Origin of the sequence: Chenggangzhangella methanolivorans, assembly GCF_019797865.1 — a bacterium.
GTDB lineage: Bacteria > Pseudomonadota > Alphaproteobacteria > Rhizobiales > Methylopilaceae > Methylopila > Methylopila methanolivorans.
This window is the reverse complement of record NZ_CP081869.1, coordinates 467711-489693: the sequence shown is the minus strand read 5'-3', so window position 1 is coordinate 489693 and position 21983 is coordinate 467711. Positions and strand designations below refer to the sequence as shown.

The 21983-nt window shown below is 64.4% G+C and carries 22 protein-coding genes and 2 pseudogenes; 17 read left to right on the top strand and 7 right to left on the bottom strand.

The features are described from left to right. The first annotated feature begins 48 nt into the window (after positions 1-48). The 9 genes and pseudogenes from K6K41_RS02505 (at position 49) to K6K41_RS02465 (ending at position 5725) form a co-directional block, all read left to right on the top strand. Complete coding sequence (locus K6K41_RS02505) at positions 49-465, top strand: hypothetical protein (protein ID WP_128778774.1); 417 nt, start codon at positions 49-51, stop codon at positions 463-465. After that, positions 462-767: a hypothetical protein gene (locus K6K41_RS02500; RefSeq protein ID WP_128778775.1), complete on the top strand. Its 306-nt coding sequence runs from the start codon at positions 462-464 to the stop codon at positions 765-767. The genes K6K41_RS02505 and K6K41_RS02500 overlap by 4 nt, the downstream gene beginning before the upstream one ends. Next, positions 764-1573, top strand: a complete 810-nt coding sequence (locus tag K6K41_RS02495) for a metallophosphoesterase (protein WP_261403768.1) — start codon at positions 764-766, stop codon at positions 1571-1573. The genes K6K41_RS02500 and K6K41_RS02495 overlap by 4 nt, the downstream gene beginning before the upstream one ends. Next, positions 1566-1949 (top strand): hypothetical protein, encoded by a 384-nt coding sequence (locus K6K41_RS02490; protein ID WP_128778777.1) that lies wholly within the window; start codon positions 1566-1568, stop codon positions 1947-1949. The genes K6K41_RS02495 and K6K41_RS02490 overlap by 8 nt, the downstream gene beginning before the upstream one ends. A 122-nt stretch (positions 1950-2071) precedes the next feature. Then, entirely contained in the window at positions 2072-3166 is a 1095-nt protein-coding gene (locus tag K6K41_RS02485) for a metallophosphoesterase (RefSeq protein ID WP_128778778.1), read from the top strand. Positions 3167-3771: 605 nt separating this feature from the next. Continuing rightward, positions 3772-3987: a hypothetical protein gene (locus tag K6K41_RS02480; RefSeq protein ID WP_128778779.1), complete on the top strand. Its 216-nt coding sequence runs from the start codon at positions 3772-3774 to the stop codon at positions 3985-3987. A gap of 63 nt (positions 3988-4050) precedes the next feature. Continuing rightward, a pseudogene (locus tag K6K41_RS02475) lies at positions 4051-4247 on the top strand (SOS response-associated peptidase); the annotation flags it as partial. Between the two features lie 228 nt (positions 4248-4475). Next, positions 4476-5051: a restriction endonuclease gene (locus K6K41_RS02470; protein WP_128778780.1), complete on the top strand. Its 576-nt coding sequence runs from the start codon at positions 4476-4478 to the stop codon at positions 5049-5051. Further along, a complete protein-coding gene (locus K6K41_RS02465) occupies positions 5051-5725 on the top strand; it encodes a hypothetical protein (RefSeq protein WP_128778781.1) in 675 nt (224 codons plus the stop codon). Before K6K41_RS02470 ends, K6K41_RS02465 begins: the two co-directional genes overlap by 1 nt. Positions 5726-5817: 92 nt before the next feature. Here the strand turns inward: K6K41_RS02465 and K6K41_RS02460 are convergent, their stop codons facing one another. Next, complete coding sequence (locus K6K41_RS02460; RefSeq protein WP_128778782.1) at positions 5818-5997, bottom strand: hypothetical protein; 180 nt, start codon at positions 5995-5997, stop codon at positions 5818-5820. Positions 5998-6385: 388 nt separating this feature from the next. Between K6K41_RS02460 and K6K41_RS02455 the strand changes: the two genes are divergently transcribed. The 8 genes from K6K41_RS02455 (at position 6386) to K6K41_RS02420 (ending at position 15093) form a co-directional block, all read left to right on the top strand. Further along, a complete protein-coding gene (locus tag K6K41_RS02455) occupies positions 6386-7261 on the top strand; it encodes a hypothetical protein (protein ID WP_261403767.1) in 876 nt (291 codons plus the stop codon). A 77-nt stretch (positions 7262-7338) separates the two neighbouring features. Next, positions 7339-7668 carry a hypothetical protein gene (locus K6K41_RS02450; protein ID WP_261403766.1) on the top strand — a complete coding sequence of 110 codons (330 nt, stop codon included), beginning with the start codon at positions 7339-7341 and terminating at the stop codon, positions 7666-7668. Next, the gene (locus tag K6K41_RS02445; protein ID WP_261403765.1) at positions 7665-8144 is read left to right on the top strand and encodes a hypothetical protein; all 480 of its coding nucleotides are present in this window, start codon (positions 7665-7667) and stop codon (positions 8142-8144) included. Before K6K41_RS02450 ends, K6K41_RS02445 begins: the two co-directional genes overlap by 4 nt. A gap of 2 nt (positions 8145-8146) precedes the next feature. Then, entirely contained in the window at positions 8147-9691 is a 1545-nt protein-coding gene (locus tag K6K41_RS02440) for a methylation-associated defense system protein MAD7 family protein (protein ID WP_128778783.1), read from the top strand. Beyond that, complete coding sequence (locus K6K41_RS02435) at positions 9688-10674, top strand: hypothetical protein (protein WP_261403764.1); 987 nt, start codon at positions 9688-9690, stop codon at positions 10672-10674. Before K6K41_RS02440 ends, K6K41_RS02435 begins: the two co-directional genes overlap by 4 nt. Further along, positions 10634-10921 carry a hypothetical protein gene (locus K6K41_RS02430; RefSeq protein ID WP_261403763.1) on the top strand — a complete coding sequence of 96 codons (288 nt, stop codon included), beginning with the start codon at positions 10634-10636 and terminating at the stop codon, positions 10919-10921. Before K6K41_RS02435 ends, K6K41_RS02430 begins: the two co-directional genes overlap by 41 nt. Positions 10922-11866: 945 nt before the next feature. Then, positions 11867-12118, top strand: coding sequence for a hypothetical protein (locus K6K41_RS02425; protein ID WP_261403762.1), 252 nt, complete (start codon positions 11867-11869; stop codon positions 12116-12118). Then, positions 12064-15093 (top strand): FtsK/SpoIIIE domain-containing protein, encoded by a 3030-nt coding sequence (locus K6K41_RS02420; RefSeq protein WP_261403761.1) that lies wholly within the window; start codon positions 12064-12066, stop codon positions 15091-15093. Before K6K41_RS02425 ends, K6K41_RS02420 begins: the two co-directional genes overlap by 55 nt. Positions 15094-15102: 9 nt before the next feature. Here the strand turns inward: K6K41_RS02420 and K6K41_RS02415 are convergent, their stop codons facing one another. From K6K41_RS02415 to K6K41_RS02390, 6 genes and pseudogenes are all read right to left on the bottom strand, one after another. Beyond that, the gene (locus K6K41_RS02415) at positions 15103-15939 is read right to left on the bottom strand and encodes a phosphoadenosine phosphosulfate reductase domain-containing protein (protein ID WP_128778785.1); all 837 of its coding nucleotides are present in this window, start codon (positions 15937-15939) and stop codon (positions 15103-15105) included. Continuing rightward, positions 15936-18152, bottom strand: a complete 2217-nt coding sequence (locus K6K41_RS02410) for a hypothetical protein (protein ID WP_261403760.1) — start codon at positions 18150-18152, stop codon at positions 15936-15938. Before K6K41_RS02410 ends, K6K41_RS02415 begins: the two co-directional genes overlap by 4 nt. Positions 18153-18650: 498 nt before the next feature. Next, positions 18651-19235 carry a hypothetical protein gene (locus tag K6K41_RS02405; RefSeq protein WP_261403759.1) on the bottom strand — a complete coding sequence of 195 codons (585 nt, stop codon included), beginning with the start codon at positions 19233-19235 and terminating at the stop codon, positions 18651-18653. Further along, on the bottom strand, positions 19232-20155 hold the full coding sequence (locus K6K41_RS02400) for a DUF4007 family protein (RefSeq protein ID WP_128778827.1): 924 nt from the start codon (positions 20153-20155) through the stop codon (positions 19232-19234). The genes K6K41_RS02405 and K6K41_RS02400 overlap by 4 nt, the downstream gene beginning before the upstream one ends. 10 nt (positions 20156-20165) lie before the next feature. After that, positions 20166-21268: pseudogene (locus tag K6K41_RS02395) on the bottom strand (cysteine desulfurase family protein). A 65-nt stretch (positions 21269-21333) separates the two neighbouring features. Beyond that, on the bottom strand, positions 21334-21828 hold the full coding sequence (locus K6K41_RS02390) for a hypothetical protein (protein ID WP_128778787.1): 495 nt from the start codon (positions 21826-21828) through the stop codon (positions 21334-21336). Between the last annotated feature and the right edge of the window lie 155 nt (positions 21829-21983).

Sequence of the window (21983 nt, the reverse complement as noted above, 5' to 3'; positions counted from 1 at the left end):
GCGTTCGATGCCAAAGACCCTGCGCGACGCCGAGATCGCGAGGGGCGAATGACTTCTGACGCGCTCATCCTCGCATTGGCCGCCGACGTCGCGACGGCCCATCGGACCGGCCGGATCAGCCGACCTGTCGCGACCGCGATCCTGACGCGGCCGAGCCCGATCGCTTTATCGTTGGCTGGGCTCGGAGAAATCGGAGGCCGGATCGACGCGGCCGGAGGCTGGGAGCTCGTCTACTGGTCCGCCGGCTCGGAGGCGCGCACCGCCTGGGCGGAAACCGTCGCACTGATGCTTGAGCAATTCCCGCGGCTGGATGGATGGGCGCTTGTCGGAGAGGTCGACGGCCGGACAATGGCGGCCGGAAATTTCTCGCACATCAGCGTCGGCGCCGGGTACGCGATCGGGTTTTTCGACGCCGTCCGGTTGGGCTCGCAGGCGAGGCGTGAGACCGAGATTCCGAGATCATGAGCGCGTTCGAGCCAAAGACCCTGCGCGACGCCGTCGTCGTGATCGGGCTGCTGACCCGCGCCAACGCGGATCGTGGGTTCATCGGCCGCGAGGAATCCGCGCGCCTGCTCTCCATGAGGGAGCCCGACCTGCTCTTGGTCGTTGTGGAAATCAACGGGCTCCGGCTTTCAGGCGATCACGAGGGCGCGTGGCAGCTGTTGCAGGCCTTGTCGCTTATCGTCGTGGCGGGCGGATGGCCCGCCGTTGTCGCGGACCCCGAGGCCTCGGCTCAGTGGCCTAAATTCTGGAGGCCGGGGGAATGAGGCTCTGGGTGATCTCCGACCTGCACCTGTCCAAGATCGCGGCGCAGTCCGGCTGGCAGCCTCCGCGCGTGGACGCCGACGTCGCGGTCGTGGCCGGCGACATCGTGGAGGGCGTCGGCTTCGCGCTGAACTGGCTCTGGTTGACGATCACGCGCCGGATGCCGGTCGTGTGGGTCGCCGGGAATCACGAGTTCTACGGCGAGATACTGCCCCAGGCCCGCCGGCACGCCCGGACCTACGCCGATCGCGTGCCGAACCTGCACCTGCTCGACGACAGCCAGACCGTGATCGACGGCGTCCGATTCCTCGGATCGACCCTCTGGACCGACTACAAGCTCTATGCCTTCGGCGAGCGGGCGCGCCAGGAGGGTTCCATGCGGGTCGCGGAGCGTCTGCCCGATCACGCCCAGATCTTGATGGAGGCGCCGGAGCCGGGGAAGATCGCGCGCCGGTTCTCGGCCGCCGACGCGCTGGAGCTTCACGAGACCAGCGTCGCCTGGCTGCGGTCCGCGTTCGAGATCGAGCACGGCCCGACAGTCGTCGTGACCCACCACGCTCCGCACCCACTCTCGGTCGCGGAGAGATGGCGTGGCCACCCCAGCACGCCGAGCTACGTCAGCGATTTGAGTTCCCTGATCGACGCCGGCCAGCCCCGGCTCTGGAACCACGGGCACACCCACGTCAGCCTCGACTACTCGATCAAGCCGATGTTTTCCGGCCTGCGGGACACGCGCATCATCTGCAACGCGAAGGGCTACGCCGGCGAAAACCCGAGCTTCGACTGGGGCCTGGTGGTCGATGTCTGATCGCCCGCGCGACCTCGGCGACGTCGTCAACGACATCGAGCGCATTCGACACGAAGCCGGCCGTCGCGCGCCCGGGCAGAAGCCCGTGGTGGAGCCGTTCTACGACAGCCGAGATCCGGACGCCGTCGAACGCGCGGCCGCCGCGATCGAGCAGTGGACTGACCCCGGCGCCCGTCGATGGTCGACCCCGCTCCGCCGGTACGCCGCAGAGCTCAGGGCGCCGCTCGCTGTGCCCACCGAAGCCGAGCTCGTACGGCGTTGCGTCACCGGCGAACACGACGTGACCACGCTCCGGGAGATACTTCAGCTCACGCTTGTCGAGACGATGGACCTGCTCATCGGCTACCGGGCCAAGCCTCGGGACGGCATGCATTGAGTCACGCTGACGCACCCTCATTTCGAGCTTGCGGCTTGCGACTTGATCTACGGGTGACCTGCCCATGACCTTTCGATAGGTCAAGAAAATACAAGCCTAAACCACTGATAAGGCTGACTAAATTGCGCTTTCGCGTGTTTTCCGACCTGCATGTGGACGCCAATGACGGGCTCGCGGTCCCGCTGGATTTGAGCGACTGCGACGCCGTGATCGTGGCCGGCGATGTGAGCGAACGGCTCTCAACTCGGGTGCTCGACTGGCTGGTCGAGAACATCGCGATTGCCGGCGCGCCGGTCGTCTACACCCCGGGCAACCACTGCTATTACGGCAAGCGTTTTCCTGCGGAGCTCGACCGGGCGGTCGCCGCGTTCGAATCCGCCGGGATCAGCCTGCTCGCGCGCGGGCAGAGCGTTCAGATCGGTGACGTTTTTGTGGTCGGCGCGACGCTCTGGACCGACTTCCGGCTGACCGGCGACCAGCGGGCGGCGATGCTTGCAGCCTCGGATCGAAGGTCGGGGATGAACGACCACCGGAAGATTCGACATGGCGCCGGCTCGCGGCCGTTCCTGCCTAGCGACGCCGTTCGGGAGCACGCGGCCGCGGTCGAGGCGATCACCCGGTCCTGCCGAAGCGCTCGTGCGGCTGCCGATTCGCTCGTGCCGGGCGGTGGCCCTGCGGATACGCTCGTGGCCTGCAAAAACGTTCGCGGGCGTGCAGAAAAGTTCGCAGATGAAGGCCGGCCTGCAAATCCGCTCGCGCGCAAAAACGCTCAGCCGATCGCAGGAACCTTCAGCGGCGACGACGACGTCGCAAATCCGTCCTGCAAAAACGATTACGAGCCTGCAAAAACGATTACGAGAGCGGCCGAGCCTGCAAATGTCGTTGTGGTCACCCACCACGCGCCGAGCCCGAGGTCGCTGCGTGGCGGCCAGGTGACCGGCCTGCTGGACGCCGCCTATGCATCCGATCTGGAGAGCCTGATCCTCGACCTGCAGCCAGCCGCCTGGATCCACGGGCACGTCCACCGATCCGTCGACTACGAGATCGGCCGCACACGGGTGGTCTCGAATCCGCTCGGCTACGTCACCCAGGTCGGGCGCGGCAAGGCGGCGCGGATGCAGCTCGAGAACCCGGAATTCGATCCGTCCTTCACGATCGTCGTCGGGCGCGAGACGCCGCCGGAGGATGAGGCGGCGATCGGGGATTTATGGCGCTGACGCCATATCCGCGTTTATGGCGCTGACGCCATATCCTACCGCTCGGGAGGAACTGGCCTCCCAGCTCCCGAATCCTCCCGAGCGGTAGGAGCTAACCGATCGGGAAGAAACCGGCTCTGAGGGCTCGAATCTTCCCGATCGGTAAGATTTCAGGCCCCTGGAAACGGTACGGGAGAAGCGAAAAGAAGGGTCCCTTATTTCCGGATCAGCGTGCCCAGACCGGTGCCCGGACGGCGTTCGCCTGGTTCGGTGCCGGCGGCTCGAAGACCAGACTGATCCTCCTGTTGCCGCAGCGCGGGCATTTAAGCAGGCTCTATAACATACTGGCCAGAAAAGATAATCCCCGCTTTCAGGCGAGGTTGCGGAGGTCGAGTTCCTCGAAGATGTCGCAGCGGCGGCTGGACGTTTTGTGGTCGACCGGGCCGCCAACGCACCGTGCCCGGACCCTCCAGCCGGCGCTCAGTGCATCCGCGATCGTTTCCACAGCCGCTATGAGAACATATAGGGAACAATTTCTGGACGGGTCAACCCGACTCGGGCACGATCGGGCGATCGGCGGAAAATAGATCACTCCGGCGGAAACGGCGTTACAGGGGGCTTACGAGATGGCTGAAACCGCTGAGGCTCTTGGGCCACAGGATTCCGCGCTCGACATCGCCACCGACCGGGCTGTCGAGGCCTGCTACGGCGATGCATGGGACGCTGTCCGAGGTCTCTTGGTCGCGAACGCTGCGCTCGAGGAGCAGATCGCCGAGCTCGAGGCTCGAGTGTCGACGGGGTACGCGCGCGGCCGCGTCAGGAGAATAGCCAGATCAGGATGACCGCGACCGCGGCCCCGCCGATCAGCGGGCCGTACCGATCCGTGCGGATCCGCCAGCGCTGGATTCTTCACCACCGAACCCAATGCCGTGATTAAGCCTGCCACCCGAAAGCGATGCCGGTCATCTTGACGACGGAGGAGGAAATCGACGTCTGGACGAGGGCGGAGTGGTCTGAAGCGAATAGGCTTCAGCGGCCTCTGCCGGACGATCAGCTCACTGTGGTAGCTCGGGGATTAAAGTGGGACGGGGCGAACTCGTAGGTACTCTGATACAGGTAACGGCCTTTTTTTGGCATTGTCATCGCTGGTTTATTGTTCTCGTATACACGACCAGTTTCGATAGTTGTACTATTGATATTTGGCCTAATATTCCTATATATTTTAATTACATCGTCTGGAAGCTCAAATCATTTTCAGACAGCGATCGATAAAGCGTCGTCTGCTGTCCAGGAACACCTCGAGACGCTGGCCCGGAAGCGGCTCGCAACAGTGAGAATAGACGAATATGGCGTCATTCATGACGCGGCTTGGCAGAAAGAATGGCGCTACTTCGTCGAGAAGGTCATCCACGCGAAGCTCAACGACAAAGAGCGCAACGCGTTCGACGCGATGCAGCGCCAGCCGTTGGCTAATTTCAAAGATACGATCATTGCCCCTATCGTGAAGAGAGCCGAAGAGATCGCGGCCAACAGCGCGATACCGGACTTCATGACCCCGACCGGCTTCGAACAGTGGTGCCAGCGGCGACTGCAGAAACAAGGCTGGATTGCAATAACTACCCAAGCCACGGGCGATCAGGGCGCTGACGTGCTGGCCGAGAAGGACGGCTTCCGTGCCGTCGTGCAATGCAAGTATTACACGTCGTCGGTAGGTAATAAGTCAGTCCAAGAGGTCTTCGCCGCTAAGCAGCACTACCGCTATGACGCTGCCGCTGTCGTCACCAACGCTGGTTACACGGCCTCGGCGCGCACGCTCGCCAGGTCAACAGGCGTCGTGCTGCTGACGATCCATGACCTCGACCGCTTTGATGAGTTGATGGACGCGCCTTGGACGAGGGTAGCGTGATGAGATTTTTGCTTTCCGGCTACGGCTACCGGTCGAAGGTCTCGGACGGATCCAAGTCATACCGCACCTTGCGCGGACGCATGGGAGCGCTCGACGAAAGTGTCGAGTTCCGGAAGAACGGCATCTCGACCGGTGCGCCGGCCTTCGTGCTTAAGGCCAAGACGTCGAAGACTAGCGAATACACCTCCGACAACGACGTTGAGATCGTGCTGTTTGACCTGAAGGAGCACGAAGTCCTCGACCTGGCAGCGAAGCTGGTCGACTACGCTACCTTTCTACACGAGCAGCGACCCGGTCACGGCTACCAAGGGGCGACAGATCGGGTTCCGGCGTGGGCGTCTGACGCTCATCGGGTCGAGTATGAGCGCGAGACCGCGAGAGCATTCGGCCGACTGCTGGCCACCACGATCACCTATGAGAAGAAGGTCAGCTATATTAACGGCATTATGGGCTACGCAGACGGAATTGTCGCGGCCCTGGCCAGGCGCGTAAGATCCGCAGGAATTTTCGAGAAACTGCGCCAAAACAATTCGCCCGAGCGCCCGCCGTCACGCGACTTCGGTCTTTGGGATGAGGCGCTGTCTCTCGCCGAACGACTCCAGGGGATGGTGCAGCCGGGCGCGATTGAGCGACGGGAAGAAAGGCCTCCGCTCAGGCTCGTTGATCCGGACTAGGCGAAGTCCAGAGGCTCGCTATAGGGCGCTTCCTGAGTGCGCCGACTAGCGGCTTCGTCAGCCATCCAATTTGCCGTCCGGACCGCAAGAACCTAAGCGAATTCGTCATAGCCGCGTGTCTTCGATCGGTCGTTAGTCAGCCCGCACATCTGCTCGGCGTCGATCAGGATGGCGGCGTTGGTGCGGATTATCGCCATGTGCGGCAGGACGGTTTTGCCTGGACCGTCATCGATGGTCTGGCCGGCCTTTTGCGCGCCAAGATGACTCTCCATCGCAGCGATGCAGATTAGTCATGTAACATATCAAAGCAGATCGTCACGCTCGACAGCTTAGTGGCGTCAGTGACTGACCCACATCGGTCGTTGGAAACGTCTGTTTGGCGAGCCTAATCTCAGCGCTGGTGTGCAACTCTAGCCGGCGCTTGGCAACGCAAGCCTTAATCCAAGTCGACGTCAGCCCTACCGTGGTCATAACGGCTGTTGAGCTGGCGCAGAAGTCTACCATGGACGTTGGAAATCTACCCTGCCGATTGCGTTGCGGCGCCAGATCGGTAGCGTGCAACCAAGAGGTGTCGGGGGAATCGGATTGCCAGAAGCATCGACCACAGCCACATGGGTGCGATTTCTGCGCAACTACGGGCCGATTCCAACAAACGACAACATGTATGACGAGTCGATTCAGCGCGCGTTGAAGCGGCACAGGATCAAGCCTATCGTGTTGCCTGCACAGTTTATGCAGGCGCTGCTTGAGAATTTCAGTGGTGCCGACCCTGTAACCCAAATCATCACCGGGACGGCGGGCGACGGAAAGACCTACCATTGCCGCGAGGTTTGGAGCGCCCTCGGCGGCGACGAGGCGACCTGGAACAAGGGCACCAAGGTCCAAACGCTAGCGGTCGGCCAACGCACCCTTGTGATCGTCAAGGACCTCAGCGAGCTTCGCGACGAAGAAAGCGCAGAGCTCATCGCCGGCGTGGCGCGCGACGTCACTCAGCCATCCTCGAACACCGTCTATCTCCTGGCCGCCAATCACGGCCAGCTCTTGGAGAAGCTGAAGGCCGCACCCGACACGCCGGAGGTGCGCCGACTCTCGGACGTGGTCGAGGACCTGCTGGTGACTGGCGGCACCGACGATCGGGAGGTCCGCCTGAACCTCAGCGATCTCAGCCGCGCGCCGGCGGCGAAGATGACGTCGTACATTATCGACGAGATTGGTGGTCACGAAGGCTGGGCGGGCTGCGACGGCTGCCCCGCGGCTCGTGACCAGGCCTGTCCAATCCTCGAAAACCGCCGGCGCCTGACCGGCGCTGACGGCCACGGGAAGTTCAGACAGCGTCTGGCGTCGCTGGTCGAACTCAGTGAGCGGAATGGCGGCCACTTTCCGGTCCGCCAGCTCCTTTCACTCGTGGCGAATGTGATCCTCGGTCACCCCGATGGTCGCGATGGCCTGATGTCCTGCGGGGACGTCCCAGACATTGTCGCCAGCGGCAGGGCCGATCTCGCCAGCGTCTACCGCAACGTTTCGGCGAGAACCTGAAGCCTAGCCGTGCCGAGAAGACCGAGCCCTTCAAAAAGCTGAACCTGTTCGGCATCGGCGCGGAAACCAGCAATCGGGTGGATAACCTCCTGGTCTATGGTGCCGACGACCCTGCCTATTCCGAGCCCTATGACGCTCTTGTCCGGAAGGACCCGTTCTACGGGGCCACGGCGAACTACACCCAAGGTCAGAAGGCGTATCTAGAGGGCGGGGAGGGCGTCGACCGTTCCGCATTCCTTCACCTGCTCAAGGCCCAGCGCCAGCGCCTGTTCTTCACCCTGCCGGATGACCTCGTAGCGGCCTACGAGCTGTGGGACCTGACGGTCTTCCGCTTTGCGGGCGTCTACCTCGAGGTGGCCGAAAAGTTGGCGCGAAGCAGCCCCTGCCGCGGGCCGCGCTCTCGATGATCGTGCGGGGTCTCAATCGCGTGTTCACCGGCATGCTCGTGCAGAACCAGGACGAATTGGTCCTAGCGACGTCGGGCAGCTACTCGCAGTCCAAACGAAGCCCGCTGCTCGACGAACTGATTTCTGTTCCCCGACAGGGGGGCGAGGAGGTCAGCCTGGTGCTCAATCCTCAGGGTGGCTTCGACGTCGCCGTGCGGCTCACGCGGGGCGAGATCCATCCGGCCGTGCGCCTCGAGCTCTCGCCGACCCGATTCGAATTCCTGGGCCGGGTGGCCGAGGGTGCGCTGCCGAGTAGTTTCTCGCTCGAGTGCCACGAGGACATCCTGGCCTTCAAGGCGCGCCTGCTCCGCGAGACCGAGACCCGGCGCAAGCTGGATGGTGACGACGTCGGCGAGGATGGTCAGCTGGTGCTGCGCTTTATCGAACTGACTAACGACGGGCGGGCCACGCCGCGCCGAGTGATGGTGCGGGCATAACCATGGAGGTGCTGGCGAGGCCGACGCATTTCGAGGAACGCTCCGGGCCCGAGATCTGGGTCGATGAGGCGATCTGGGGCCACCGGCTCCACGACGAGCAATCGCCCTGGCTGACGTTTCTCGAGTTCCTCAATGTCCTGTTGGCAGAAAAGGTCGCTGGCCGGGCGCTGCAGGAAACATCGCTGAACAGCTTGAGCTATCGGCCGCAGACCCAGCTTCGACTGCGCAACCTGGTGTTCAACAACCCCCACATCACGACCGTGCTGGCGGAGGACCGCTCCGACGAACTGGCCTGGACGTCCTGGTTGGAGAAAATGGCGGACACCGCCGGGGGGCTCGAGTCACCCGACTTCGCCTACCTGCGCGACCGCTTCGAGACCTTTCGCGACTTCGCGGCCGTCATCCGTTTCCTCCAGGGCTCGGCGATCGAGGGCGACAGCAACAAGCGCTGGAGTTCCAAATTCGTCTTCCCGTTCGGGCCCAACGGCCTCTACGAGGACGTCAACGTGAAGGTCAACGGCGGAGTGACGACTGACCGCCGGTTCTTCGCGCGCACCGGCGAAATCCTCTACCTCATGCTTTGCCGCAGCCAGCGCGTCGAAGAGCTACGCGAACGGCTCGTCGGGCAGTTCCTGCAGAATCCGGCGCCCTATGACGGCATGGTCCGGGCGCTTCAGGGAGAGGCTCAGCTTGCCAAGGCCGACCGCGGCGGTGCCTTCCTTCCCTGCTCATCGCATCCTGCGTTCGACCGTCTAGCCGAGGATTGGCTCGCCATCCTGTCACTGCCGATCCCGGCCTACGACGCGATCCCCCACCTCGTCGCGGTGACCGGCCTCAACCTAATCCTCTATCAGCTCGACCGGGCCGGCGAAGTCTTGGGCAGCGAGCGCGCCAGCTTGGTGTGCGAGATCGTCTCGCCCAAGAAGTCTGTGGTGCGCGATCTGTCCGCGGACTCCTACCAGTCCAACAACGCCCTGCCGCAGCAGGCGATGGAGCGCTTCATCCGGGCGACAACCGAAACGTCGCAGTGGCAAACCGCGATCACCTCCGACGACGCGGCCATCGAAGTTGCCGAGCTGCTCAAGCGGGCATTCGACTGGCCCGATCCGGACGACGACGATGAGCGCAGCATCCCGCCCGAGGAGCTGATAGACCGGCTAGTCAATAAGGCTGCGGTCCGACACAAGCAGCACGTCGGCAAGGTCCACATGACCTGGGCCCGCGCCATTGGCCTCTCTTCGCGCCGTTCGAGCCGGCGGGTGCGCTACGCCCCAACCGACAGGCTCCTCAAGACGCTTGTTGTGACCTGCGTGGCCAAACGGATGGAGTTCAAGGACTTCTTGGCTACCCTGGCAGGCCGTTACGGCCTCATCATCGGTGATCATCAGGCCCGCTCCTTCATCGACAGCGGCAATGCCGATCAAGAGGATTTCTCTGACAACGCGCGCCGGCTCGAAGAGCGCCTCGCCAGTCTCGGCCTGCTGAAGCGCCTGTCCGACTCCTGCGCTTACGTCGAAAATCCCTTCCAGCGCGGAGAAGCCGCATGAAGCCGGCCGACCTCATCGGCGCTGCCGGCGCAACCTCGATCCAGCAGCGCTTGTCGACGCTCACATCCGAGGATGGCGTAGCGCGCTACCTGCTCGACCGCCTTACCGGCGAGCAGGTAGCGGCGATAACGGCGGCCTTGCTGGCAACATCGGGTGTCGCGGCCCAGCTGAAGATCGCGATCCCACGCGCCTTAGTCGACGGTCACGGCCTGCCGGACGCGGTTGTCACTGACGATCGGACCGTCGCGGTGCGCAACGCGGAGTGCGAAAAGCCGGCGCTCCTGATGGCCAATACCGACGACGACCAGGGCGAGTCCTTGCAGGACGTGACATTGATCGGCGCCAAGCAACTCACCGAGGACGTCGCCCCCTGGGTCGAGGCCGCTAGCACTGGCCTCGGTCTGCCGGAGGGGCAGCTCGCCGCGTGGCGCGCGGCTTTGGCGGGGCTGAACGCCGCCGACGACTGGACCCTCCACCAGGTCTCCCATTTCGTCGCCCTTACGCGCCAACGCGTGGCCGAGGAGTCCAAGCCCGTCCAGGAAGCGCTCGGCTGGGCGCTGCCCGCTCTGAGGCTCCCGCGCGACAGCGGCTATTTCGTCGGGATCAAGGATAAGGATCTCGACCAGCCGCGCCGTTGGAGGAAGCTGTTCGATAAGCTGATCTCGGACCGCAAGCCGCTCATGGCGAAGATGCGGTCCAACCGCCAGACTATCGATGCGGATGAGCTGCAGGGACAGTTCGAGCAGTCGAAGGAAGACATCGCCGCCATTGCGCACGGGCCGATTGAGGTCTTCATCGCGGCGCCGCCCGGGTGGGGGGACGCTGCTCAGGCGCTCGCCGAGTTCGAGTGGGAGGCAGACAACGTTCTGCTGCTGTTCTCCGGCATCAAGCTCAAGAAAACGACGCTGGCCGAAGACACGATTAACTTCTTCGAATTCGATTTTGCCGGGCCGGCTCAGCGATGCCGACGAGGAGTATCTTAAGGCACTGAAGGGGCGTTCGCTCAAAGAGACCCGCGACGACGATCGAGAGTTCTTCGAAGCCCACCGCGATGACCTCGGGCAGGACAAGCCCCTGCGCGCAAAGTGGGAGCGGTTCATCTTCGGCCGCCCGATTGAGTGCACGGACTTCCTCGCCGGCCTGCTCCTCGTGCTCGAGCGCCTGTTCGGTCAAGTCAACGCGACGGGCGGCCCGCAGCCTAACCATCCGCTCCGCCCGCAGGTCGCGTAGCCAGTGGCTCGACATGAACGCAGACATCGCCCTTGCGTTCGGTGTGCGCTACCGCGGCCTGCCCGCGCTGATGGGCAACGCGGTGACCTGGGACGCGCCTCACATCTTCCAGTACGAGGAGCTTCTGGAACGCGCGAAGCGCCGCAAGAAGTATCGACGCAACGAGTCGGTCTCCCGAGCGAGCCTGCAGATCAAGTTCGACGTCGAGTTGGTCGTGGGCTCTGGTGCCGGCTCGGAACGCGCCGTCGTTCAGCTCGTATGGGCGGGGCAACCCAATGCGATTGGCGCGGAACTTTCCAAGGACCTACGGCGTCTGTTGGAGCGTCCGCTGCGCCGAACAAACGTTGCCCGCCTACTGGTGAGCCGAAAGGGCGCCTTGCAATCGGTCTCGCTGTCCGATGTAGGGACCCTACAGCCGGCGTTCGGCCAGGACGCCGGCTCCTTAGTGCCTAGGACCAAGGTCGGCGAGGATGTCGCGAAACTCATCCCGCGGCGCCTTAAGGAGGCCCGCCAAGTCGGTCGGTTGACTCCCGATGCGGCGGACGCCGTGGCGGCCGCCTGGGGGACGTTCTCGGAGGTCTATGGGCGGGCGCTCCTGGCCTGGTCGGGGACCGGGTACGCCGACGCAGTGCTCTTAGAGCAGGCCGAGGCCTTTGGCGCGCTGTTGCGCTGCCTCTCCGTTCACGCGGTCGGCGACATCAACCGCCAAGGGCTGTGGGAGCAAGCGTTGGGCTTGGGCATAGTGCAGATCACCGGCGCGGCACCCTCGGCGATCATCGCGCCGTGGCACCCCATGCGCCTAGCGGCCACCGCCATCAAGATGCGATCGGTCGCCGGCTTGGCAGACTATCTCCTGTCGGACAACGACGTGAACTTCGGGGACTCGCGGCTATTCTTTCCGACCTGCGCGAGGAGCTCGGCCACCCGCTCTACCCCGAGATCGCCGTGGGCTACGAGGGGGCGGAGCCGGTGCTGCTGGTCGAAACGGGAACCGTCAACGACTACTCCCTGTTCGAGCGGCCGGTGCGCGATCCGGCCGAGGCCGGCACCGACGTCGACCCGCAGGAGGCGGCGCGTCAGATCCGCGGGGTGCTGGAGCGCTACCTCGACTTGCAGCCGCATGAGGATCGAACCTCAGCATCATGCTCTACAACTGCGATGCAGCTGGCCTGCCCCTCGCAACGATCAACGCCCTGAGCACGGTGCAGGACGAAGATGAGGTGCATTGCAACGTCCTCGTCCGCCACCGGGACCGCAATCGGCTCACCCAGGTCTATTCGGAGCTGCTGGAGAAGTCGGAGGGCGATCCAGACGCCATCGTGGTCAGCGAGACCTCCCGCAACTTCATGTCCAAGCTGCGCATCGGCGTGATGCTGGACGGGGGCGGCGGCCCCAAGGACGCCATCGGCCGGCGGATCGATGTCGCCTTCCTCCACGACGTGGTGTCTCGCCAGGCCAAGGAACACTGGTTTCCGGTCCCGGCTGCAGAGCGGAATCCGTCGCTACTTGAACACGTGCCGTCGCGCTGGTCCTATCGCCGGGTAACTGCCGAAGACGAGCTCAAAGCGACAAGTTATCTGACCTGTCCGCGCCAGCCCGATGCTGGCTGGGCCTATGTCGATGCGGTCGCCGGGGTGATCCGCCGGCAGTCGCATGGCACGCAGGAGCACGTCCTGCCCGCGCGGCAGATCTCCTTCCAAGATCATGGCCTGAAGTCGATGTTCGACGAGGCCCACCAGCTGGCGGAATGGGTTGCGACTTACGACGACCTGCTCGACAAGCGGCAGCTGACTGCACAGGGGATCAGCGTCATCCGCTATCGCCGTCAGCGCACCCACGGCCGCAACATGGTGGTCTCCTCGACTTCCGAACTGCGTCTGCTGCACGTCCTGGTCCGTCGGCGTCTGGGGGAATTGAACCTTGGTCTGTCCGACGCTCGGCTGTCCGAGCTGGCGCGGCGCATGATCAACGACGCCAACGCTATCTCCGGCGATATCGTGCTTCGAGCGGCCAAGCGCGGTATCTCGGCAGGTGAATTGATCGGATTGGTCATAAGTCGAGCGCTCGTCGCCGAAGAGCTCGGCGACGGCGCTGCGGTTGCCTGGTTCTTACTCGACGACTATGCGGAGTGGCTTGGGCAACGCGAGGAAGGGTTGGCGGATATCCTGGCGCTGAGCGTCGGCGTCGACGCCGATGGCACCGAGCACCTGCGCGCCGTGGTCACCGAAGCCAAATACGTCGATGCGTCCGGCCAAGCGGATGCTAGCCGCAAGTCCCGCCAACAGCTGCGCCAGACGGTCAGCCGAATGGACGACGCCTTGTTCGGCTATCCCGGCCGGCTCGACCGCGACCTTTGGCTGTCGCGGATCGCAGACCTGTTGCTCGACGGAACGGCAGCCCTCGGCCATTCGACGCTTCTGGAACGGGTGCGCGACGGAATCCGTCAGGGCAGGGTGCCCATCGACCTGCGTGGGTACTCCCACATCTTCATCTCGGGGCCGCCGAGCGATGCGAGCAGCCTTGGAGACCAGGAGTCTATCGCCGACATCAGCGGCGGCCTGCAGGAGACCTTCACGCGGGAAGGTGTTAGGGCCCTGATCAAGGCTTACGAGTCCAACGAGCCTCTAGCGCCGCAGCGTGAGGCGCTAATCGGCGTGCGTCCGTGGCAGGCCGATACGTTCAAGAGCCCGGCACCGCGCATCGACTGGACTAAGGCCATCGACCTCGACCCTAAAGCACCACTGCCCAAGCCGGTCAACGTCCAGACCTTCGACGATGACGAGGACGATGGGGATGACGACGACGGCGCACCGCCGAACGCGCCCCCGTCCCCGTCTTCCTCGCCGGAGCCCAGCCCCGCGGGTGGTGCGGCCGCCGCGCCGTTCACGCCGGCTCTATCTTCACCCGCCGAGCCTGCCCTCGAAAATGGTGGCACCGAGGTCGCGCCCGCGGCTCCTGCCGCGCAGGTCTCGCCTCCGCCCGCGTCGGAGCCAACCAGGGGGCTCGCCGAACTCGTTCGGGAGAAGGCGGAGCAGGCCCGCGAGGACACGGCCGATGACCAGGCCTGGCTCAACGCGACAGCCCAGAAGCTGCGCAGCGCGCTCCTGGGTTATTCGCTGCAGGCCAAGATCGTTGGCACACGGCTGACGCCTAACGCCGCGCTAGTGCGGTTCCAGGGGAGCGATCGGCTGCGGGTGGAGGACATTGAGGCCAAGCAGTCGGCTTTGCTGACGACCCACGGGCTCCGGCTGATCTCGATCTCGCCGCTGCCCGGCGAAATCGTCGTCGGGGTCGCGCGACCGCAGCGTCAGACCGTCTCCATGTGGGATGTCTGGGCGCGCCGTGTGCTCAACCGCAACGCAGTCGGTGTGAACACCTCCTTCGTTCTCGGCCTTAAGGAAATTGATGGGGACATCCTTTATCTGAACCTTAGCGGTCCATTCGCCGGCGGGACGCAGCACGAGCCCCATACCCTAGTCGCTGGCGCGACCGGCAGCGGCAAATCGGTGCTGATCCAGGCGTTGTTGCTGGACATCGCCGCCACCAATACTAGCCGTTTGACCCGGATCCACCTGATCGACCCCAAGATGGGCGTGGACTACGCCGCCGTCGAACGATTGCCCCACTTGCAGGGCGGGGTGGTGGTCGAACAGTCCCGTGCGACCGAGGTGATGGAAGGCTTGGTCGCTGAGATGGAGCGGCGCTACGACCTGTTCCGGCAACGGGGCGCGCGCGACATCCGCAGCTTCAACGAGAAGGCCGACGCGGCGGAGCAACTGCCTTGGACCTTCCTCGTCCACGACGAGTTCGCCGAATGGATGCTCAGCGACGACTACAAGGAGGCCGTCACCGCCAATGTCTCGCGCCTCGGGGTCAAGGCCCGCGCGGCCGGCATCCACCTGATCTTCGCCGCCCAGCGGCCTGACGCCAACGTCATGCCGATGCAGCTGCGCGATAACCTCGGCAACCGCCTGATCCTCAAGGTGGCCAGCGTCGGGACCTCGGAGATCGCCTTAGGGGTAAAGGGCGCCGAGCAGCTGCTAGGGCTTGGCCACCTGGCGGCCCGTCTCAGCGGCGAGCCTGCCATCATCTACGCCCAGGCGCCGTTTCTCTTGGACGACGACATCGACCTGGCCGTGAACGCCATCATTGCCGGCGACGCTGGCGCCTAGGCGCTCCACCTACTTGTGGCAGATGACGCAGCCACCGTCGGCTTCATCGACACCGTAGACGTCATCGATCGTCTCATCGGTGCGGGCGGACAGCGGATTAACGGGTCGATTGCGCCTTAGGCGGTCACGTCGGCGCTCATAGTCGGCCTTGATTTGGGCGACCCTGCCGGGCGCGAGCAGATCGACGAGGCGTTCCCCGTGGCTCCAGGTGAAGGGCGAGCCATCGTCCATGGCCGTCTTTTCGTAGGCGATCGCTTCGGCGAAGCGCTGCGGATGGTTCTCCGCGAGCCGCACCCACTCGATCTTCTGCTGGAAGAAACAGAAGGTGCAGCCGGACCTGGAGCGCCAGCGATAGTATGCTGGCTCGCCGACATCGGCTTGATCGAGGATCTCGACCACCCCAGCGCGGTCAATCCCCGCTTCCCGCAGCGGTAGGTGCACCTTCATGTTGGGATGCGTTGCCTGATAGCCCTCGCGACTGGGTTCGTCGGACCGGATCGCAACATAGGAGTGGACAGTGACGCCGTCGTCGAGGTCCTTACGGAGCCAATGCTCCAGCGGCCGCAGCTTCAACTGGCGAGTGCACCAGCGTGTCCGCGGCGAGGGCAGGAAGTTGTTGTACTCTTGCAGCCAGAAATCGAAGTCCCGGTCCGGGTTCAGGCGCGCGATCTGACGGCCGAGGAATCCCTCCAGGCGATCTAGGAACGAATAGACCTCCGGCAGCTCCTTCCCAGTGTCGGTGAAGAAGTATTCGATTTGCAGCTCTGGGAAATGCTGGCGCATATAAACGGCCAGCGCCGCGCTGTCGCGGCCGCCCGAAAGTCCCAGGATGTGCCGTTCGATCACGCTGCCTCCACTTCGCTTTCGGCCGCCAATGCCGCGATGGCGCGCGCCAAGGCCGCGAGCTTTAGGCGCCTGCCATCCGGGTCGGTCTGCAACACCTTGAGGACGTGGTCGGCCAGGCAGGCGGCCGCCTGCTTCTCGCTGTCCGTCAGTTCGAAGCTGCGCAGCAGAGGCGGGGTCAGGGGATCAAGCCCCACGACAAGGGCCAAGGTTTCAGTGTGGGACCGGCGGTCGCGCACCACGGCGAGCGCCTCGAGCTCCCGGAAACGGCGCCCGTACCGCGCCACCTCGGTGAGTGCTTGTTCGCGATCGCGGTCCGACCATCCGTGGGCCGGGCGGTGGAGCAAAACGCTGAGTGCGCCCTCAAGGTCGCCGTGGCCCTCCAGAGAAGCGACCCGGTCGGCGAACGCCTCGAACGCATAGTCGTTGGTGAGTCCCTTAATCGCCGCCGCGCGCTCCGTCAGGCCGGCGAAGGTGTTCGGGACCACGCCCAGCGCCCGGGCGATGGCTTGGCGCATCTCGGCCAGCAGCGCCGGATAGGTCGCTTCGCATTCGAGCAGCGCGTTGTGGACGGTTTCGGCGGCGAGGTCGTCACCGAGCGCCTCAGGGAGCGCGTCGAACAACAGTGCTTCCGGGTCCCGCGACTTCAGGACCGTCCGACGCACCGTTTGGGCCAGGGCGCTCACCCGGGTTGTTCGGGCCGCGTGCACTGGCAGCGCCTCGAACCTCTGGAACAGGGCCTGTGCGACCGGCAGCGAAGTTGACGCGTCCTCCACGCCCAACTGCGACGCCAAGCTGCCTAGGAACGCGGTCTCGCGGACAGTGCGATCAATTATCCTGAACTTGAAGTCGGCTGGACGCTGCAGGAGCCGATCGACGGTTACGTCGTCGATGCCCGTTTGGAAGACGCCGTCGGCATAGACCGCGACGGTCTCCCGGTACGCCAGCATGTAGGCGAGGGCGAGCGCGGGCATGACGCCAGCCTTGATGCCGAAGGGCGGGGCCGCCCAAACCTTGAAGACCTCACCGAGGCCTCCGTCGCCAGATTCCTCCAACACCCGCCAGGCCGGCCACAGAGTTTTGCCCGGGCCCTCGGGCGAGGGCTCGCAAAAGTCGAACCGGCCATCCGCGTCCTCGCGATGCAGCCCGAACGGCTTGATGACCGTCAGATAGAGGCCGAGTTCAGCGGGAAAGCCTGTAATGCCGAGGTTGGCCTGGTCGCCTCGAGACACCATCGCGTGGCAGAGCTCGCGGAGCGCCGCCATTGAGTTTGACGATGGCCGGTCGCGTTGCAACAGCTCGCTCTTGAGCACCGGCGCGGCGGGATAGCCGGCGTCCGCCAAGGCGCTGGCCACGATCGGCAAGGTCTCCCGCATCGGCTTGAATGGCTCGGGAGCGAGCCACCATTTGGCCTCGTCTAACGAGGTTTCGAGAGCGCGATGCAGGCGATCGACGCAAGTGGAATGCCGGGCCGCCAGTTCGCGCCGCGCTATTCGATCTCCCTCAAGCTGCGGATGGTCGCGCAGCACGCGCTCGACGGCCGCGAGTTCAGCCGCGCTGTCGCGCAAGGCATAGCCGTTCGCAGCCGCACCAAGCGCCACGACCAGACCCGACTTCTTCAGCCCCTTGGCGGCTGCCTTGCAGACCGCCTCAACGGCCGATTGCTCGACGCTTCCATCGCCCAGCACCAACGCAAGGTGACCACTGCCCCGGGCGGCCCTGGCGGTGACGCCGGCGGCCAGCTCATCGGCGGTGTCATCAGCCCCGACCAGGTACAGCGAAATCGCGAAAGTGCGCAGGGTGCCTGTGACGAAGTAATGGCGTTTGGCCGTGGCGAACCCGAAGCCAACGCGCTGCGGCAAGCCCTCCAACAACGCGGCATCGACCGGGCTCGTCGCTCGGGCGATGGCCTCCTCCAGGTCGAAGTCGCTGCCCGCGAACAGGGCGTAGCCTCCGAGCCGCGGCTGTCTGATTAGGACCGCCCATTCGAGTAGGTCGGCGATGGCGCGGCTCCGCTCAGCGTCCTCCAGCCCTGGAAGCGAGAGCGCCAAGAAATCTTCCGCCAAAGCGAGCCCGGACCCGTTTCGGAAGAATTCAAGCGCCGCCGCCGTCTTCGTCAGCGCGACGTGGGCCGGGCTGCCCTTTGCGCCGGCGCGTTCGATCGCCTCGAAGGCCAAGCTGAACCGGCCACTGTCGTGTCCTGCGGCGAGCGCCATGCCGAAGTTCGACGCTAGGTAGTCCCACAAGCGATCTGGCCCGTAGGTCGCAGCGTCCCCTTCCGTCGTGGCCAAGAATTCTTGGAAACCAGCCGGCTCGCCAGAACTCAAGAAACCGAAGACGCTACGTTCGTTCTGCGCGAACCGGGCCCGGGAAACCGGCCCGAGAAGGAGAGCGGTGACCGGGTTGAGCGGCCACGTCGCCGCCAGGGCTCCGGTTAGGACTTCAACCTCAGTCGGCCGGCGCCGGGCGACAGCTTGCGCGGTGGCTTCGGCGAGCCCGTGGAATTCGGTGGGTGGGGTGGGGCTGGAGATTGCGCGCCCAAGGAGCGCGACGGTTTCGTCCGCGCCGCTCAGAAACGCGATGTCGTGGAACCGGCCCTGAACCTTAGCCCATTCCTGGCGTGCGTCGCGAGCGGCCCGAGCTGCGTATTGATCGAACGCCTGGTGCAGAATCCGATGACGACCAGCCGGCCTTGCTGCGCGTCGCGTGCTCAGCTAGATCCTGCAGGAGATGGATATCGCCGCCGCCAAGCGCTTCGTGCTCCAATAGTTTGCCCAACTCGTCGAGCACGATGAGAGTCCGCTCGATTTCGAGGATCCCGCACGTTGGATCGCGCTGATCAGCGCATTGTCACTCTCGTTCGCCGCGGCAGCCTGCTGGTCCGTCCAGCCGAAAGTCGTCGCGGCAGCGCCCGCAACGGTGTCGCGTAGACCGACCCGACTGCCGGTGACCGCCACCACCTTCCATGGTCCGCTATCTTCCGGGAACGCCTTGGCGTAGGCCGTCGCCAGTTCCTTGCCGGCGATTTTGGTTGCGATCGCGCGGTTGCCCTTTTGCCCGGCGACCAGGTTCGCCAAGAGCAGGGCTGCGCTGGACTTTCCGCCGCCGTAGGGGCCTGTCCAGGTGTACGCGCCCTGACGGTGCTCGCTTTGGCTTACGGCAAGACCCATGAGTGACTTGCGGACGCTGGCCTGAAGCACATAGCCCACCAAAGGCGGCGTGCCGTTGAGATCAGCGTCGATCCGAGCAGAACGTGCAAACCGGCGATCGATTTCGACGATGTCGGAGAGGCGCATCATGCCGCGACGCCAACAAGCGGTCGGGACGGATAGGCGGCCGCCACGAGGCTGAGGGGGTCGATGTCCCCGCGCTTCTGAACCTGACGAAGGCCGGCCGTGTCGGTCCACTGCCAGGCGTTGTCGGTCAGCTCCGCCAGGTGCATCAAGCGCGTGATCACGCTGTCTTCGTCGAGCTTGAAAACGCGTCCAGGCGAGCCGGGGGCGTAGCAGATCTGTTCAGCGGCGAGCGTGCTGGTGCCGCCTTGGCGCTGCCAAAAATCGGCGAGGCCGTAGGCAAAAACGCCGTCCGGCAGATTGGGTTTTGGGCCCCGAACAAACTCGTACCATCCGCCGAGCCGGGCCTCTCGCACCAAGCCAAGCTCTGCGAGCAGCGGCTCGGCCGCGTCCTCGTTCCGAACATCGCCTTTGCGCACGTAGCTGCGCAGAAAGACCTCCACGTCGCGCTTGATCGTGCCGCGGGTGGCCCGCCAGCCCTTCGCTGTCACCATCTCGAAGAGATCGTCGATCAATGTCGCGGAATCGAATTCGATTGCGTTTAGTGCGTTGAAGGCGTGGAAGGCAGTCGTCGTAACCTCGGGGGTCGCCGCGATGTGCAAGTGACAAAGCCAAACGGTGGCGGGCCGTTCTAGGTAGGGATCTAACCCGCCGTCGGAGAGTAGGAGGCGGCCCAGCGACGTCGGCGAGAGCTGACGATCAGTTTCCTCAAAGAATCCAGAGGCTAAGGCCCAATGACGCATCGAGACCGCCATGTTGCGCCCTACGCCAAAGCGTGCGATAGCGTCTTGTTCTTGGAACGTTCCGGATGGCGCGCCGTCTTTGACGGCATCGAAGGCCTTTTTTAGCCACAGGAGCCGCAGCGGGAACGTCTCGTGCCCTGCGAACTGAACCTTGGAATCGGCGTAGATTGCTTCCTGTCGCATGGAGAGGAGGCTACTGGCGAAGTTCTCCAGTGGCAAGGCGGCAGCGCTCGGCTGCGGCAACAAATTCGTCAGCAGCTAGCACAACATGCACTTCGTCTAAGTAACGGTTAAAGTATACTCTGACAACTTGCTTGGCGGATTTGGCGGAAAAGCCCATTGCTGCAAGGACATGGGAAGTTGTGAGCTGGCCTGACGTGCAAGCGGATCCGGTAGAAATCGCCACTGTCTTCGCCAACGCGACGCACAGAGCGTCTCCGTCGACGCCAGGAATACTTAGGGCGATGCCGCCCGGAACCGTGGGATGGCCGTCCGTCACCCGATGATGGCGAAGTTGTCGATGGGACAAACACTCCAGGAAGCTCTCCAGCAGCACGTCTTCGCGATGGTCTGCCCGGGCGAGTTCAGCGGCGGCAACGGCGGCGGCCGCGCCGAACCCCGCGATCAAGGCTACGGGTTCGGTGCCCGGGCGTAGTCCGCGCTCTTGGCGACCGCCATGCAGGAGGGGGTGGGGCGCCGGCGCGCTTGAAGCACGGTAGAGCGCACCGATCCCCATCGGTCCGTAGCACTTGTGACTAGAGATGCTGAGATAGTCGACGTCGAGCTCGACGACATTGACTGGGATTTTCCGATCGCCTGAGCGGCGTCGGTGTGAAACAAGCCGCCGACACGGTGGGCTAAGGCGGCCGCCTCGGCGATCGGTTGAATCGCGCCGGTCTCGTTGTTGACGAGCATGATAGACGCCAGAAGGAGTCGTTCGTCCGCCAGTTCGGCGAAGGCTGCAACATTGAGGCGCCCGGTCTTGTCGACGGGGCAGCGAATGACCTCAATGCCCTCGCTTCGCAAGGTATCAGCCGTTTCGAGCACCGACTTGTGCTCGACAGCCGAGACGATAACCCGCGATCGCGAGTGGCAGGCCCGGTGGACCGCCCGCAGAACGCCAGCCAGCGCTAGGTTGTTCGCCTCCGTCGCGCCCGAAGTGAAGGTGATCTCGCCGGGCGAGGCACCGATGAGACTGGCGACGGCGGCGCGTCCCGTAGCTACGAGCGCCGCAGCCTGCTCGCCGGCGGCATTCGGCGATCCCGCGTTTCCCGGACGATCCCACGCCGAAAGCATCGCTGTTCTGGCCTCGGGCGCCAAAGGCTGAGTTGCGAATCCGTCCAGATAGATCGGTCGCGCGATCATGGCGCGGGACCAACTTCGGCCTGCGGCGCTTCGGGCTCCGCAGCGACCGGGCCCCGCTGCACCGCATCTTTCCGACTGGGCGCATCCTCGACTTGTCGATCGTGCACGTGGATAAGTAGACCCGAGCGCCAAGCATCCCCCGGGTTTAGCTTGGCTCCGACGTTCGGCGCATTCTTGGCGGTGAAAGCCATCCCGCTCAGACCCTCTGCCGCCGTTTCGATCGTGCTCCACAGCGCGCCGACACTGTCGAAGCTCGACCCCCTCGAGGCCGTCTCGCTTAGCTCTGAACTTGCCTTCACATGCTCACAGGCAGGTCGTGCTATGGCAAAGACCGTATCGACATCGGCTGTGACGGCCTCCTCGACACCGTCCCAGGCGCTCTCCGTCCCGGCGTCGTTTTCATTTTCGATCAGCTTATAGAACGCGATGATGTCCGAGCTGATGAGGACGGGATCTAATTCAAGCACCATCCGGGCGGTGATTCGGAACAAGCGGACGGATTCTCCGTAAACGCCAAAGGTAGGGGTGGGGAACCGCGTCGCCAAGGGGCACCACAGAAGTTGCATCCTGGTCCGTTTGCGACGCGGTCTCCTCGTCGAGCACGCAGCTGCGTCGAGGCTGGCAGGTGAGGGGACCTTGCTGGTGG

Coding starts and splice junctions, on each gene's coding strand:
- K6K41_RS02400 (WP_128778827.1), bottom strand. CDS start 20,155: ATGCGACAGGAAGCAATCTACGCCGATTCCAAGGTTCAGTTCGCAGGG.
- K6K41_RS02505 (WP_128778774.1), top strand. CDS start 49: ATGACTTCTGACGCGCTCATCCTCGCATTGGCCGCCGACGTCGCGACG.
- K6K41_RS02405 (WP_261403759.1), bottom strand. CDS start 19,235: ATGATGCGCCTCTCCGACATCGTCGAAATCGATCGCCGGTTTGCACGT.
- K6K41_RS02460 (WP_128778782.1), bottom strand. CDS start 5,997: ATGGAGAGTCATCTTGGCGCGCAAAAGGCCGGCCAGACCATCGATGAC.
- K6K41_RS02410 (WP_261403760.1), bottom strand. CDS start 18,152: ATGGCGCTCGCCGCAGGACACGACAGTGGCCGGTTCAGCTTGGCCTTC.
- K6K41_RS02495 (WP_261403768.1), top strand. CDS start 764: ATGAGGCTCTGGGTGATCTCCGACCTGCACCTGTCCAAGATCGCGGCG.
- K6K41_RS02445 (WP_261403765.1), top strand. CDS start 7,665: ATGATCGTGCGGGGTCTCAATCGCGTGTTCACCGGCATGCTCGTGCAG.
- K6K41_RS02465 (WP_128778781.1), top strand. CDS start 5,051: ATGAGATTTTTGCTTTCCGGCTACGGCTACCGGTCGAAGGTCTCGGAC.
- K6K41_RS02420 (WP_261403761.1), top strand. CDS start 12,064: ATGCTCTACAACTGCGATGCAGCTGGCCTGCCCCTCGCAACGATCAAC.
- K6K41_RS02435 (WP_261403764.1), top strand. CDS start 9,688: ATGAAGCCGGCCGACCTCATCGGCGCTGCCGGCGCAACCTCGATCCAG.
- K6K41_RS02490 (WP_128778777.1), top strand. CDS start 1,566: ATGTCTGATCGCCCGCGCGACCTCGGCGACGTCGTCAACGACATCGAG.
- K6K41_RS02500 (WP_128778775.1), top strand. CDS start 462: ATGAGCGCGTTCGAGCCAAAGACCCTGCGCGACGCCGTCGTCGTGATC.
- K6K41_RS02455 (WP_261403767.1), top strand. CDS start 6,386: ATGTATGACGAGTCGATTCAGCGCGCGTTGAAGCGGCACAGGATCAAG.
- K6K41_RS02440 (WP_128778783.1), top strand. CDS start 8,147: ATGGAGGTGCTGGCGAGGCCGACGCATTTCGAGGAACGCTCCGGGCCC.
- K6K41_RS02480 (WP_128778779.1), top strand. CDS start 3,772: ATGGCTGAAACCGCTGAGGCTCTTGGGCCACAGGATTCCGCGCTCGAC.